Annotated in this window: 13 protein-coding genes and 2 pseudogenes; 11 read left to right on the top strand and 4 right to left on the bottom strand. The window is 39.5% G+C overall.

Annotated elements, in window-relative coordinates; all coding sequences use genetic code 11:
* Positions 1–48: 48 nt before the first annotated feature.
* Positions 49–213 (bottom strand): hypothetical protein, encoded by a 165-nt coding sequence (locus tag IQ244_RS28655; protein ID WP_009457656.1) that lies wholly within the window; start codon positions 211–213, stop codon positions 49–51.
* 879 nt (positions 214–1,092) lie between these two features.
* Between IQ244_RS28655 and IQ244_RS28650 the strand changes: the two genes are divergently transcribed.
* On the top strand, positions 1,093–1,587 hold the full coding sequence (locus IQ244_RS28650) for an NUDIX hydrolase (protein WP_193900105.1): 495 nt from the start codon (positions 1,093–1,095) through the stop codon (positions 1,585–1,587).
* 87 nt (positions 1,588–1,674) lie between these two features.
* Entirely contained in the window at positions 1,675–2,490 is an 816-nt protein-coding gene (locus tag IQ244_RS28645; protein ID WP_193900087.1) for an alpha/beta fold hydrolase, read from the top strand.
* Positions 2,491–2,516: 26 nt separating this feature from the next.
* Here IQ244_RS28645 and IQ244_RS28640 read toward each other — a convergent pair whose 3' ends face one another.
* On the bottom strand, positions 2,517–3,296 hold the full coding sequence (locus IQ244_RS28640; protein WP_193900104.1) for a pantothenate kinase: 780 nt from the start codon (positions 3,294–3,296) through the stop codon (positions 2,517–2,519).
* 263 nt (positions 3,297–3,559) lie between these two features.
* On the opposite strand from IQ244_RS28640, the gene IQ244_RS28635 reads away from it, so the two are divergent.
* From IQ244_RS28635 to IQ244_RS28610, 6 genes are all read left to right on the top strand, one after another.
* A complete protein-coding gene (locus IQ244_RS28635) occupies positions 3,560–5,284 on the top strand; it encodes a diflavin flavoprotein (RefSeq protein ID WP_193900086.1) in 1,725 nt (574 codons plus the stop codon).
* A 167-nt stretch (positions 5,285–5,451) separates the two neighbouring features.
* Positions 5,452–5,907: a DUF29 domain-containing protein gene (locus IQ244_RS28630; RefSeq protein ID WP_193900085.1), complete on the top strand. Its 456-nt coding sequence runs from the start codon at positions 5,452–5,454 to the stop codon at positions 5,905–5,907.
* An 85-nt stretch (positions 5,908–5,992) separates the two neighbouring features.
* Positions 5,993–6,790 (top strand): Rpn family recombination-promoting nuclease/putative transposase, encoded by a 798-nt coding sequence (locus IQ244_RS28625; protein WP_193900084.1) that lies wholly within the window; start codon positions 5,993–5,995, stop codon positions 6,788–6,790.
* A gap of 178 nt (positions 6,791–6,968) precedes the next feature.
* Positions 6,969–7,409: a hypothetical protein gene (locus IQ244_RS28620; RefSeq protein ID WP_193900083.1), complete on the top strand. Its 441-nt coding sequence runs from the start codon at positions 6,969–6,971 to the stop codon at positions 7,407–7,409.
* A gap of 69 nt (positions 7,410–7,478) precedes the next feature.
* Complete coding sequence (locus tag IQ244_RS28615; protein ID WP_193900082.1) at positions 7,479–8,807, top strand: NACHT domain-containing protein; 1,329 nt, start codon at positions 7,479–7,481, stop codon at positions 8,805–8,807.
* A 243-nt stretch (positions 8,808–9,050) separates the two neighbouring features.
* Positions 9,051–10,808: a HEAT repeat domain-containing protein gene (locus IQ244_RS28610; RefSeq protein ID WP_193900081.1), complete on the top strand. Its 1,758-nt coding sequence runs from the start codon at positions 9,051–9,053 to the stop codon at positions 10,806–10,808.
* Between the two features lie 143 nt (positions 10,809–10,951).
* On the opposite strand, the gene IQ244_RS28605 is transcribed toward IQ244_RS28610, so the two are convergent.
* Positions 10,952–11,152, bottom strand: a complete 201-nt coding sequence (locus IQ244_RS28605) for a DUF433 domain-containing protein (RefSeq protein ID WP_193900080.1) — start codon at positions 11,150–11,152, stop codon at positions 10,952–10,954.
* 66 nt (positions 11,153–11,218) lie between these two features.
* Between IQ244_RS28605 and IQ244_RS28600 the strand changes: the two genes are divergently transcribed.
* The 3 genes and pseudogenes from IQ244_RS28600 (at position 11,219) to IQ244_RS28590 (ending at position 13,928) form a co-directional block, all read left to right on the top strand.
* Positions 11,219–11,458, top strand: coding sequence for a hypothetical protein (locus IQ244_RS28600; RefSeq protein ID WP_193900079.1), 240 nt, complete (start codon positions 11,219–11,221; stop codon positions 11,456–11,458).
* Positions 11,448–11,810 (top strand): annotated as a pseudogene (locus IQ244_RS28595) (type II toxin-antitoxin system RelE/ParE family toxin). Before IQ244_RS28600 ends, IQ244_RS28595 begins: the two are co-directional and overlap by 11 nt.
* A gap of 405 nt (positions 11,811–12,215) precedes the next feature.
* Entirely contained in the window at positions 12,216–13,928 is a 1,713-nt protein-coding gene (locus tag IQ244_RS28590; protein WP_193900078.1) for a diflavin flavoprotein, read from the top strand.
* A 196-nt stretch (positions 13,929–14,124) separates the two neighbouring features.
* Here the strand turns inward: IQ244_RS28590 and IQ244_RS28585 are convergent.
* Positions 14,125–14,320, bottom strand: a pseudogene (locus IQ244_RS28585) (IS5/IS1182 family transposase); the annotation flags it as partial.

Below are 14,320 nucleotides of genomic sequence, written 5' to 3'. Positions count from 1 at the left end.
GCCCTCAAAATTAGAATCATTCCAAGAATCAGAAATTAAGTTGGTGGCTTACTCAGCATCAATTGCTGCTGCGCCCTCATCTTCCTCACTCTTCGGTGGTCTTTGCTGGAACCTTCTTTGCATTCTTCCCGTTGTAGTCCGTTTACGAAACTTTCTGGCGTATGCCTGGTTCCGTAGCGCCTTTTCTTTTTTCGGGTTACGGCGCTTTGCCATGTTCACCTCATTAAATAAACAACAAAAAAAGATAAACTAGGCATCTCTTAGGCATGACTCAGCTACTAACGCTGATGCTATTGATATGATTTTCCCCTAGTTTAACAGTCTAACTACTTTATTTGAACAACGTACAATTGTATCGTATTAATTGAAATCCTGTCAATATAAATTTTTGATGATTTCTTTAACGGGATCAACTGAAAAGACGAAAATCATCAGCACGAGGAAAAATATTCGGAAATCTAACTATAGATATCATCAGGATAATTAATAGAAATTTTAGTGTGAGATTTAAAGAATAACTTTCTGTAAAAGTAGCTGGCGATCGCTCACCAAAAATTAGTCAGATTATTTAGAGATTTCCGTGAGATTTTTTAACAGCGCAATCAATTATTTTCTATGATTTAAATCTATATTCAGGACAGTTTTCATATATTACTATTTATCCATTTACTTAAAGAAAAAACGTATATATAAATACAAACATTTTCCTTTAACCAAATGCTAAAATTACGCTATCATACAAAAACTCTTAGATGATATTTGAAAACTATCAAGTATTTTGCTTGATTTTCTGATTCTACCTCGGCTATAAGTCAATAGTTATCAGTTACCCAAGCCTTGGGGCTATTCCTTTGGGGAAAAACCTAGCTGAATGGCTGGAGATTTAAATGCTTACTCATTAGTTGTAGGAAAGCTAGTCTAGATTTAGACGTATATTCAATTACTAAGTAAATCAGCTAATACTTTTCAAATATCCTCTGAGCATAAAATCCCCAAGCACAAGCATCTTTGTGTGAAACAAATCTCAATAATTAGCTAGTTGAGTGAATGCGAGTGCAGGAAATAACAAAACATAACACCAAGATTTTTAGCTTGAACGTTCTGGCTTTTTTTGCAGCAGCTGCCGAGTCTACACGCGGTTTATGGCGTTATGGACAAACAGTATTGGGTATTATATTCCGTCATCCTATTACTGGTACAAGTATTATTCCGATATTACCTGACGGTCGAATTGTCTTAATTCGGCGGCGAGATAATGGTCTTTGGTCATTACCAGGCGGGATGGTAGATTGGGGGGAAGATATTCCCACAACAGTCCGCCGAGAATTGATAGAGGAAACCGGACTGGAGTTAGTAGAGATTAAACGTTTAGTAGGGGTTTATTCTGCACCAGACCGTGATCCGCGAATTCATTCGATTTGCGTTGTGGTTGAAGCAGAAGTACAAGGGACAATGGAAATTCAAGATGCTTTAGAAGTCATGGAAATCCAAGCTTTTTCACAGAGTGCTTTACCGAGTGGGCCAATGTCCCATGACCATTCCCGACAGATACAAGACTACTTAAATGGCTTGACAACACTGGCGTAACAATACTTTAGATTTTCGCTGGGAGTTTTAATTACAAAATCCAATATAAAAACTACAATCTACTATGATGTAATTTTTATATATAAGATGGATACACTATTACGTAACTCCCGCAGAAAGCTCTCCCAAGGATTGTTATTTTGGAGTGAAGCTGGGCAAGGTATTCCAGTGGTATTGTTACATGGTGCTTGGAACGATAGTAGCCAGTGGTCATCGGTAATGGAAAAACTGGCGAAAAATTTCCATTGTTTTGCACCAGACTTATTAGGCTTTGGTGAGTCTGACAAACCAGATATTCATCACTCGATAGATTTACAGGTAGAATCTATCGCTGAATTTCTGCAAGCTTTGAGACTAGAAAGAGTATACTTAGTCGGACATTCTCTGGGAGGTTGGATTGCAGCTAGTTATGCGTTGAAATATCCAGAACAAGTTGAAGGTTTAGTTCTCTTAGCACCAGAAGGTGTAGAAGTAGAGAAACAAGAAAAGCGTTGGCAACAAAGACGAAAATTATTAGAATTTTCCCCATTATTTGTTAAATTTTTAAAATTTATCAGACCCATCACTAAAATATTGGGTTGGCATGAAAAAATAGAGCAAGACTTACAGCAACGTCAACATTTGCTGCAATATCCCGCAGCCTGCCAGCTATTATTTCAAAGGCAGACACCAGAAATTAAAGCAGAGTTATTGCAAGATAAATTGCATTTAATTCATGTTCCAGCGTTAATTTTGCAAGGTGGACAAGATTCTTCTGATGCGGTATTTCAAAGCCAAACTTATAAACAATTAATTCCGCTCGTAGATTTTAAATTAGTGGCTCACGCTGGTAATGATTTGCCAGAAACCTGTGCAGGAATTGTGGCGGAAGAAATTGATGATTTTATTCAGGGTAAGAGATAATAGAAATTTATTACTATTATTTTATATTATTCATTGATATTAAATATTAATTGAATTCCCCAAAAAATTAAATTGGGTTCAACAATCAAACGGGCGGCAATTTCTGGATATAAGGTTTGCAGATATTGGATTACTAAAGTGCGATCGCCTCCTTTAATTGCAACTCTACTATTAGGAAATAATTTCCACCAATCTGTAATAAAATCTTTGATTCCGGCTAACAAAGTGTAGATAACACCACTTTGAATTGCTGCTGGTGTATTTTGGGCAAAACGTGGCGGTAAAGATGTAAAATTCTGCGTTTCTAAATGTGGTAATTGACTTGTTCTTTGCCCTAAACTCGCAAATTGTAAACCGAATCCTGGCAAAATTGCACCACCTACTAAATTCTGTTGATGATCTGCGCCTGTAAAAGTTAAGGCGGTTCCCGCATCAATTACTAATATGGGAAATCCTAACTTTCTCCCCGCACCCCACAAAGCTAAAGCACGGTCAATTCCTAATGTGGGATAGGTATTATTTAAAGGTACATCTTCTAAAGTAATTACCCTGACATTGGAGTAAGTTTGCCAAAGTACTGTTTGACTGGGAACGACGGAAGCCACAGCCAGAGGTAAGGGAGAAGGTAGGGTAAAAATCTTGGCTGGGAAATCATCTAAAGTTTGACCGTTACCCAACTGCTGTATAACTGAATCAGGTAGATAGTCTGTATTCCATGTACAGTCAAGGGTTTCACCAACGAATAACCCCCAATGCAGTCTAGAATTGCCTATCTCTAAAGCTAACCAAGGTTTCTGTTTACTCATCCCACCCGAACGATTAAAATCGCGGCTATACAAACAAAGTCCGCCTACGCGGACTAGAGTAGAGTCTAGTTTTTCCAGTCTGGGTTGGCAGGCTTTATTCTTGTCGTGGCGATTCTAATGGTTAGCGCCAGATTTCAATATACACGGTTTCACACTTTTAACTTTTTTAAGTTATCTATAGGTTTTTTCATAAAAATTTACATTTAAACCGTGCCAAAATAGATCAAGAGGAAGAAATACTCATTGTGTTAAGGAGGGGAGTTATGGTATTACTCACCGAAAAAACTGAAAAACGGCTGACTATACAGACTGGGGAAATTGCACCAGAGACAACAGCAATTCGCTCTTTAGATTGGGATCGTGATCGCTTTGATATTGAGTTTGGTTTACAAAATGGTACTACCTATAACTCATTTCTGATTCGCGGTGAGCAAATTGCCTTAGTTGATACCTCCCATGAGAAATTCCGTCAGCTGTATTTTGATACGCTCACAGGGTTGATTAATCCTCAAGATATCAATTATTTGATTGTCAGCCACACTGAGCCTGACCACAGCGGCTTAGTAAAAGATTTGTTACAAATGGCTCCAGAAATTACCGTTGTGGCTTCCAAAGTCGCAATTCAATTTTTGGAAGATTTGGTACATCAGCCATTTAAACGGCAGATTGTCAAAAATGGCGATCGCATAGATTTAGGTAACGGTCACGAGATAGAATTTGTGATTGCCCCTAATTTGCATTGGCCGGACACAATATTTAGCTTTGACCACAAAGACCAAATTCTCTTCACCTGCGATGCTTTCGGGATGCACTATTGCTCCGATGCCACTTTTGACGAAGACTTAAAAACTATAGAAGCTGATTTTAAATATTACTACGAATGCCTGATGGGGCCGAATTCGCGCTCGGTTCTGTCTGCGATGAAGCGCATGGGTGAATTGCCAGCTATTAAAATGATTGCCACAGGTCACGGGCCGTTACTCTATCACAACGTTGAGGAATTAACCAAACGTTACCGTAACTGGAGCCAGACCCAAGCTAAACCAGAAACCAGCATTGGTTTATTTTACGTTTCGGAATACGGTTATAGCGATCGCCTAGCCCAAGCAGTAATTAACGGTATCAACAAAACTGGCGTAGCTGTAGAAATAGTAGATTTAGGTTCAGCCACAGACTTACAAGAATTACGCGAACTCGTTGGGCGCTGTTCGGGAATAGTAATTGGTGTGCCTCCATCGGCTGGTGATAACATTGCTCAAGCTGCACTTAGCACAGTCTTAGGCTCAGTCAAAGATAAACAAGCCATCGGTATATTTGAGACTGGCGGTGGTAATGATGAACCAACTTATCCCCTGTTGAACAAATTCCGGGCGTTAGGACTGCACATTGCATTCCCCGTCATTCAACTTAGTGAAACACCCAGCGAAATTACTTACAAGCAGTGTGAAGAAGCAGGCACAGACTTAGGGCAGTGGGTAACGCGCGATCGCAGCATCAAAGCGATGAAATCTCTAAGTGCAGACTTAGATAAAGCACTTGGTAGACTCAGTGGTGGGTTGTATATTATTACCGCCAAAAAAGGCGACGTATCCAGCGCCATGTTAGCCTCTTGGGTAGCGCAAGCCAGCTTCAAACCCTTGGGCTTTTCCATCGCAGTCGCCAAAGACCGGGCGATTGAATCCTTAATGCAAGTAGGCGATCGCTTTGTGCTAAACGTCTTAGAAGAAGGCAATTATCAAACACTTATGCGCCACTTCCTCAAACGGTTCGCCCCTGGTGCAGACCGTTTTGCAGGTGTGCGAACTCAAAGTGGCGAAGATGGTACACCCATCCTCGCCGACGCTTTAGCATACATGGAATGTGAAGTCGTCAGCCGGATGGACTGCGGCGACCACTGGGCGGTATACAGCACCGTCAACGGCGGCCGAGTTTCTAAATCTGAAGCACTGACAGCTGTGCATCATCGCAAAGTAGGAAATCACTACTAAAACTTTTTGCGACTCATCAGAGGACTTGTAAAAGATGAATAGCGATCGCACTTTTGAGAATTAGGGGAAGTGCGATCGCTATCATGCTTTAGGGTATGGGATGAAATAGCTAATATTTATTCACTGTATAATGTAATCAATATTCTGTTGAGTCAGGAGAAATTTTTATGTTGACCTCTGAGACTAACAAAACATTATATGAACAAGATTTTTACTTATGGATACAAACTACAGTTAAACTTTTGCAGGAAGGTAAACTGGAACAATTAGATATTGCGAATTTAATTGAAGAAATTGATAGTATGGGGCGAAGTGAAAAGAAAGAACTTAAAAATCGTCTAATAATCTTAATTGAACATTTATTAAAACTGCAATTCTGGATAGAAGAAAAAGAGTGTAATGCCAGAGGATGGCGTAATACTATTGTTGAGCAAAGACGACAAATAATTTATCTTCTAGAAGATAGTCCCAGTTTAAAATCTGTTTTAGAGGATGTATTTCTAGACTGTTATACAGATGCTAGAAATGATACCATCAGAAAATATCGACTTCCATCAGAACTATTCCCCCAAGAATCACCTTTTTCTGTAGCTCAGATTCTTGACGCAGATTTTATACCTTAATTCTAGAGCGATGACTTTGTTGTTAGATATGCAGATAAAGACTGATAAAATTAATCCTGAATAATCAAAATATTTTGATATTTTTGTGAAACGTGACTCTATTTATTATCAAATTTTCAAGCGATTTCCAGCTTTAATCTTTGAACTCGTTGATAACCGTCCTGCACAGGCGCAAAACTATCGATTTGAGTCAGTGGAGGTGAAAGAAACCGCTTTTCGGATTGATGGTGTTTTCTTACCACCAGAAGACGCAACATCTAGAGTTATCTTTTTTGCCGAAGTGCAATTTCAGAGAGACGAAAGTCTTTATCATCGGTTTTTTACCGAGTCGCTCACCTATTTGTACCGCAATCAATCTCAATACGATGATTGGTACTGTGTAGTAATATTTCCATCACGCAGTTTAGAACCCAACGATAAAAGAACTCATCGCATATTTTTAAATAGCGACCAAGTGCAGCGCATTTATTTGGATGAGTTAGGTACTTCTGATACTCTGCCAATAGGCATCAACTTAATGCAGTTGACAACCGCATCTTCCGAAACAATGGCAGAGCAAGCCAAGCAACTAATTCAACGAGTAAAATTAGAAGAAACAGGCACACTGCCGAAAAACGAAATCATCGAAATTATTACGACAATTGCTGTGTACAAGTTTTCGTCTTTGAGTCGAGAGGAAGTGGAAGCGATGCTAGGAATAACTTTAGAGGAAACAAGAGTATATCAAGAAGCCAAAGCTGAAGGTCGAGAAGAAGGACGAGAAGAAGGTCGAGAAGAACTGTTGAAAATTGCTGTCCCACTGTTACTAAAAACTGGGATGAGTGTAGAACAGATTGCTCAACAATTTAATGTGGCTGTGGAATCTGTTGAGAAATACAGGTAATATACCCTTTATGAGTCATGGCGATCGCACCCCATCTTACCTAAATTCGTCAAGTTTCGTTGCAATTGACTAAACAGCCACTAAGAGCGATCGCCTCCAGATTTAGCGCATCAGTAGTTTTACCAGTAGAATAGACACATAAAATTTTGCCGCTATTTGGCTTATTGATAGTGAATTTATGATAACTGTGAGCTTGACTGCTGTAGCTACTGCGATCGCAACTACCCTGTGGACTAAAGCACAGGAGAAAATCGGCGAAAATCTTGGTGATGTTTTATGGACTGCTCCTGGTAAGTTGATAGAATTACTGCGCCGAAAGAATAAAGCACCATCTCTTACCAGTGATGAACCAGAGAAATTAGATTACGGTCAAGCAGTGCTGGAACTGACACAAGCCGCACAAGACCCCGAAATTGCTCAAGCTGTTGTGGATGTGGAAGCAGCAGTTAAGAATGATCTGTCTGAGGCTGCTAAGGAAATTAAACAGTTAACAGATGAAATTAAGTCTCAGCCGTCAGTTGTCAACAACTTTGCGAAGTTAGCAGAGAACCTCACTGTAAACAAAGGTGGAATTGCTGGTCAATCAATCACTATTGGGACAGTAATTAATAACAACTGACTACAGTCGTCCCAAGGGGAGGAGGGGTCAAAGTTAACTCCCGATGATTGGCGTGAGATTTGCACCGCTATGCTGAACAGTCAGAACAAAGCAGCAAAACTCAGACGCAAAGCGACAGAACAAGGCTTTGAAATTAAAGTTTATGTTCCTTTGGGGTTGGTGGAACGCAAACAGCAGCAACGCCGACAACTAGATGAACAGCGAAACAGAGAAAATGTATATGAGTTAACGCAAGAAGTCATAGTTAAAACCTATGAACATGACGCATTTCTACGAGAAGTAATTACACAACAGCCAAGCGGAAATAATAAACATATTGCCGTCATTGGTGAACCAGGAGCAGGTAAAACTACTTTATTGAGTACCATTGCTGCTTTTATTCAAAACAACACTCAAGATTTACCCATCTGTATTTCTCTCGCCAATTTACAGGATAAAGATATTGAGGAATATTTACTCAAGCAATGGCTTCCTGAAGCGATGCGATTAGCTAAACCTAATATTGTCGTCACGCCAGAAATTGAATGTCAATTACTTGAGTGTTTTGCTAAAGAGAGAGTTTGGCTACTGTTAGATGGTGTAGATGAAATGGGTGAAGATTCACCCGTGCAAGCATTAACCAAAATTAATCGAGAACTGACAGCATCTTTGAGACAGGCGCGAGTGGTTTTAACTTGTCGGTTAAATGTTTGGGATGCCCAGGTTAATAATACACTCACAGGATTTGATACTTATAAAACTCAAGAATTTAAACCAGAACAAATTGATGATTTTATTCAACAGTGGTTTGAGCGTGCTGGTAATTTAGCGAAAGGGAAGACACTACAGGATAAGTTAAAAGCAACTCAACATGAAAATATTCGTAAGTTGGTGACAAATCCTCTGCGCTTGTCGCTGTTGTGTCAGACATTCTATTTGGATAAGCAGGGAGAATTACCAGAAACGAAAGCAGCACTTTATCAGAGATTTACCCGCTATTTCTATGAATGGAAATCAGAGTTATCTATTGAGTTGTGTAACTCTGATGATTTAAATGATGAATTACACCAAGCTTTAAGCAAATTAGCTTTTGCAGGTATTAACAGTCCTGCGCGGTTTCGCTTGCGGCGGAGTTTAGCACGTCAAGAAATGGGCGAGAGATTATTTAAATTAGCTGAGAATGTAGGATGGTTAAATTTAGTAGACAGAGTAGCTGAAACTGAGGAGGAAGTTTATGCTTTCTTTCATCCTAACTTCCAAGAATATTTTGCTGCGTTAAGGGTTGATGATTGGCATGAGTTTCTCAATCATGTTCCTAATAATATAACACAAGGAACTTACCGCATTTTTGAACCGCAGTGGAAAGAGGTGATTTTACTCTGGTTTGGGCGGGATGATGTAGTAAAAAATGAAAAGTAAGCATTTGTTGAAGCATTAATCACATTTAACGATAGATGTAGACAAATTTATAACCATCATGCTTATTTATTAGCTGCTGAAAGTATAGTAGAATTTAATAAATGTATTTTTGCAAATAAAATCATAGAATCAATAATTAACTTAGTAGTACCTACACTTAATAGTGTTACTTTTGAACCAATTAGAAAGAGAGCAGAGATAACACTCACTCCAAAAGAACGCGCAACAGCAATTAATAGCTTGGTGAATTTAATTAACACTTCAAAAGTATATGAGTCTACTAAATTGGTTGCTGTAGAAAGTTTAGGACAAATTTGTTTTGGCAACCAAACGGCGATTGATGTCTTAGTTGAGTTAATTCAAGATGAAGAGATTGATAGTGAGACTAAATATAAAGCGGCAGAAAGTTTAGGCAAAATAGGTGCTAATAATCAAAATTTGATTCACGTATTGGAAAAGCTAATTTACGACCAAAATGTGTATGATGACACTAAATGGTCTGCTGCGAAAAGCCTAGCACTACTTACTCCAGGCAATCCAAATGCTATTGACTCTCTAGTCAGGTTAATACGCGATAAAGATGTATATGATTTTCATAAATCCTATGGAGCAAACATATTAGGGCAAATTGGCTCTGGTAACCAAAAAGCAATTGATGTTTTAGTAGAGTTAATTAGCAATCCAAATATAGATGATGATACGAAAGATGTGGCTATAGAGGATTTAGGTAAAATTGCTTCTAGTAACCAAAAAGCAATTGATGCTTTTTGCACATTAATAGATGAAAAAAATGTAGATAAGAACCAATATTATTTAATAGAAAGTTTAGGTAAGATTGGGATTTGTAATCAAGCTGCTATTAATAGCTTAGTAGGTTTAATTGCCCAACAAAATATAGATGATGATACTCAATACTATGGAGTAGAAAATTTGGGTAAAATTGCATTTGGTAACGAATTTGCTGTTAATGCTTTGTCTAATTTAATAGAGAAACAAAATGTATCTGATGAAACAAAATATGCAGCAATAATTAGCTTAGGTAAAATTGACTTGATTAACCAAATTGTAGCTGATAGATTAGTCAAATTAATTCAAGATCCAAATTTAAGTATTCTTCTCAAATGTGAAGTAGCAGTAACTTTAGCACTAACTGATTCAGGAAAAGAAGTTGCTGTTAATAGCTTATCTGAGTTATTACGTAACTCTAATATAGATAATTGGTCTAAACTCCAAGTAGCAATTAATTTAAGAAAAATTGATCTAAATAATCAACTTGCCATTGATATATTAGTTGAGTGTAGTAAAGACAAAAATGAAAATAATATTGACAATCTTTCTGCATTAAATAGTTTACACAACACTTTAAAAAAAGAGCAAATTGCAAATATTGTTACAGCTTTGAAGCATAGCTTATTAGTATTAGATGCAAATGCCTCATCATTGGATGGATTAGACAGAATTTACAGAGAAAGACTATACTCTTTTTTTTGGTACTGTAGCCAAAATATGACCTACCCAGATTTCTACCAAGCTTGGCATCAAGGAAACGCTGAAACAATCCTTATTAACCATCTTGACTTACTCCAAAACTTGCAAACTGCAATTAACAATGACACTCAACTTAGCCAAAACATTCACTTAATTTGTATCGACACGAGTAAATTCATCGCACCAGATAACCCAGCCAGTAAAATTTACACAGCACTTGTCAAAGCTGGCTGTCCTAAATGTGCAGATGGTACGCCGAAAACAATGGCGGAACTGCAAACCTATTGGGAATTGCTAGAAACTGACAAGCAAGTAGTTTTATTGTTTCACCCAGGCGCAACTCAAACTACAGGCGAGGCAACATACAGCAATGTGTTTCTCAACGCCATCAGCAAATTTGAAGGTACAATTTGTTTGATTAGCGACCCCATACCAAACTACAACACCCTCAAAGTCTTTACACCCCACCAATCAGTTAATGAAATTTTAGAATGGTTACGGCGTAGTTGTTGATTATATAGTCGATACATTGGCAATGTCAGGCGATACAATCTCGATGTTAGTCGGTACAATCACAATGTTAGGCAATACATTGGCAATGTTACGCAATACAATCGCAATGTTAGGCAATACATTGGCAATGTCAGGCGATACATTCACAATGGTGATGCAACATAGGCAAGTGCCTCATAAATATCAGCTTCTTCCAGATAAGGATACGCTTTGAGAATATCACTATTACTTTGTCCAGATGCCATTAAGCCGACGATAGTACCAACCGTAACGCGCATTCCCCGAATATAGGGTTTACCACCCATCACCTCTGGATTGCGGGTAATTCTGGTGAGATTTTGCATAGTTGTGGCTTCGTGATAAATGGTTATAAGTCCTATACTATTAAAAGTAAACTCAGATTCACACCAATGAAAGCAATTGAGGTTCAAGGAACTGTTGATGAAGTCGGTCAACTTTCCTTAGACGAACCGTTAACCATAGCAAAACACAGCCGAGTCCGAGTCATTGTCCTCATTACAGAAGAGAATAAAGATGATGAGGAACTTGTTGAATCAGCAAAAGAAAGTTTTCGTCAAGGTTGGTACGATGCGATGAATGGAAATACTGTACCTATTTCTCAACTTTGGCAAGGGATTGATGCAGAGTGAGCCACCATTGATTCAAGTTGATGCTACTGCTAAATTTCAACGCAACCTGCGTATTCTAGCCAAGAAGTATCGCAGTATCCGTAATGATGTACAGCCAGTTGTAGAACAACTGTAATCAGGGGAATTACCAGGAAACCCAATACCTGGAGTTGGATACACAATTTTTAAGCTACGAGTTAAAAATAGTGATGTTCAAAAAGGTAAAAGTGGTGGGTATCGAATAATTTATTATGTCAAGACAGATACAAATATTATCTTAGTAACCATCTACTCAAAATCCGAGCAAGAAGATATCTCAGCAGAAGAAATTAAACAAATATTAGCTGATTTTGAGCAACAGCAGGAAGAATAGGCGATCGCTCTCTCCTATCCCAATCTCAGCAAGATGCGTAGGCGCAGCCCGTCGTAGACATCGCTAGATATCTGCAATTAATTTTGTTATCCTCTTCATAAGAAATGCTGAAAATTTAATCAACTAAATTAAGCTTTAATTAAAATAGGTACTCCTTTGCGGCAATTGTGGACTTATATGTAGCAATTGCTGTTTAATCCATAATAAATACTTAAAAAACGTGGTGTGCAACTTTCTCTCAAACCTAACCCCCAACCCCTTCCCTACGTTCGCGCAGCGTGTCGCAGACAGGGAAGGGGGGCGAGATTCAAAGCCTATCTCCTTGCAGGGGAGAGGTTTGGAGAGGGGTTTCAAGAATAAGTTGCACATCGATCGCGTTAAAAATAAACAAGTTATTCAAAAATTATGCCAGATACTAAACCGCGTGATGTACAAGTATTGCCCATTGCAACTGATACAACTGTAATGCGATCGCGCAGTTGGGCAAGGTTAAGATTTGAAATAGAATACGCCTTAGCTAAAGGGACTACGGCTAACTCTTATTTAATTCAAGCTGACAAAATCGCTTTGATTGACCCGCCTGGGGAGACTTTCACGCAAATTTATCTGGATGCGTTGCAACAGCGGATTGATGTGACAGCAATTGATTATGTCATTCTCGGTCACATCAACCCTAACCGCGCCGCTACTTTAAAAGCTTTATTAGAAATTGCACCCCAAATTACCTTTGTTTGTTCTAACCCAGGGGCGATTAATTTACGTGGTGCTTTAGAAAATCCAGAGTTACCAATTATTGTGATGCGGGGGGAAGAAACCCTAGATTTGGGTAAGGGACATAACCTGCAATTCATTCCCACACCCAACCCCCGTTACGCTGACGAACTCTGCACCTACGACCCCCAAACCGAAATCCTCTACACAGATAAGTTATTTGGGGCGCATATCTGCGGCGATCAAGTATTAGATGAAGGCTGGGAAATTATTAACGAAGACCGCCGTTATTATTATGACTGCCTGATGGCTCCCCATGCGCGGCAGGTGGAAACAGCGTTGGAAAAATTGGCGGATTTTCCCGCACGTTTGTATGCGACGGGACACGGGCCTTTGGTACGTTATGGCTTAATTGAACTGACTAAAGCTTACCGCCAATGGAGTCAACAGCAAACCTCGGCTGACTTGACAGTAGCATTGATTTATGCTTCAGCCTATGGGAATACTGCAACCTTAGCCCAAGCGATCGCCCGTGGGATTACAAAAGCTGGCGTGGCGGTAGAATCAATTAACTGCGAATTTACTGAACCAGAAGAAATCCGCGCGGCGGTGGAAAAATCTGATGGTTTTGTCATGGGTTCGCCCACGTTAGGCGGTCATGCACCGACACCAGTGCAAACAGCTTTAGGGATTGTTTTATCCACCGGAACTAATAATAAACTGGCGGGTGTATTTGGTTCCTTTGGTTGGAGTGGTGAAGCTGTCGATTTAATTGAAAGCCGACTCAAAGATGCGGGTTATCGCTTTGGGTTTGATGCCATCCGCGTGAAGTTTAAACCCGATGATGCGACTCTGCAATTGTGCGAAGAAGCCGGAACGGACTTTGCCCAAGCTTTGAAAAAAGCCAAAAAAGTTCGGACTCAAAGTGTCCCCGCGACCAATGTTGAACAAGCAGTAGGGCGCATCGTTGGTTCTTTGTGTGTGCTGACAGCGAAACAAGACGACAGAGCCAGCGCCATGTTAGCTTCATGGGTAGCCCAAGCCAGCTTTAATCCACCAGGGTTAACTATCGCCGTTGCCAAAGAAAGGGCAGTAGAATCACTAACCCACTCCGGTAACGAATTTGTCCTGAATATTCTTAAAGAGAGTAATCACATCGGGTTAATGAAGCATTTTCTCAAACCCTTTGGCCCTGGGGAAGACCGATTTGCAGGTGTCGCCACTGAAGAAGGTGCAAATGGTTCTCCTATTTTGGCGGATGCTTTAGCATATTTGGAATGTAAAGTGCAGCACCGGATGGAATCGGGTGATCATTGGCTAGTTTATGCCACTGTGGAAAACGGTAAGGTGTTGAATCAGGATGGTGTGACGGCTGTGCATCATCGTAAGTCGGCTACGCATTATTAAGTGCTGAGTGCTGTTAGCGGTAGCGGGGCGTTTAGCCCGTGGTGAGTGCTGTTCACTGAGCGTTCGCGCAGCGTCTCCGACAGGAGAAGTCGAAGTGAACAACACTTAGTATTTTTTTGTGAGCATGACATTGGTAAGACTTATGCAAAAAACGAAAAATTAAGTTTTAGATCAGGAGACCTCTTGCAAAAGTCAGTTAAGCAGATTCAGTTTTAGGGAGACGAAGCTCATAGTTGTACAAACCAGCGATGAGATTAAATCTCAAACTAAATCTTTTTCTCCGATTGCGATAACGGTCAGACAAGATTTTAAATATCTTTAGTTTCCGATTAATATGCTCACCGACAACTCGAACTTTGGCTAAGTCTCGATTACTCTTTTTATCTTCGCAA

This window comes from Nostoc sp. LEGE 06077 (genome assembly GCF_015207705.1).
Lineage (GTDB): Bacteria > Cyanobacteriota > Cyanobacteriia > Cyanobacteriales > Nostocaceae > Nostoc_B.
The sequence above is the reverse complement of the archived record's forward strand: the minus strand, read 5'-3'. Positions and strand labels throughout refer to the sequence as shown.

Coding starts and splice junctions, on each gene's coding strand:
- IQ244_RS28600 (WP_193900079.1), top strand. CDS start 11,219: ATGAAAGCAATTGAGGTTCAAGGAACTGTTGATGAAGTCGGTCAACTT.
- IQ244_RS28590 (WP_193900078.1), top strand. CDS start 12,216: ATGCCAGATACTAAACCGCGTGATGTACAAGTATTGCCCATTGCAACT.
- IQ244_RS28635 (WP_193900086.1), top strand. CDS start 3,560: ATGGTATTACTCACCGAAAAAACTGAAAAACGGCTGACTATACAGACT.
- IQ244_RS28645 (WP_193900087.1), top strand. CDS start 1,675: ATGGATACACTATTACGTAACTCCCGCAGAAAGCTCTCCCAAGGATTG.
- IQ244_RS28630 (WP_193900085.1), top strand. CDS start 5,452: ATGTTGACCTCTGAGACTAACAAAACATTATATGAACAAGATTTTTAC.
- IQ244_RS28605 (WP_193900080.1), bottom strand. CDS start 11,152: ATGCAAAATCTCACCAGAATTACCCGCAATCCAGAGGTGATGGGTGGT.
- IQ244_RS28620 (WP_193900083.1), top strand. CDS start 6,969: ATGATAACTGTGAGCTTGACTGCTGTAGCTACTGCGATCGCAACTACC.
- IQ244_RS28640 (WP_193900104.1), bottom strand. CDS start 3,296: ATGAGTAAACAGAAACCTTGGTTAGCTTTAGAGATAGGCAATTCTAGA.
- IQ244_RS28615 (WP_193900082.1), top strand. CDS start 7,479: ATGCTGAACAGTCAGAACAAAGCAGCAAAACTCAGACGCAAAGCGACA.
- IQ244_RS28655 (WP_009457656.1), bottom strand. CDS start 213: ATGGCAAAGCGCCGTAACCCGAAAAAAGAAAAGGCGCTACGGAACCAG.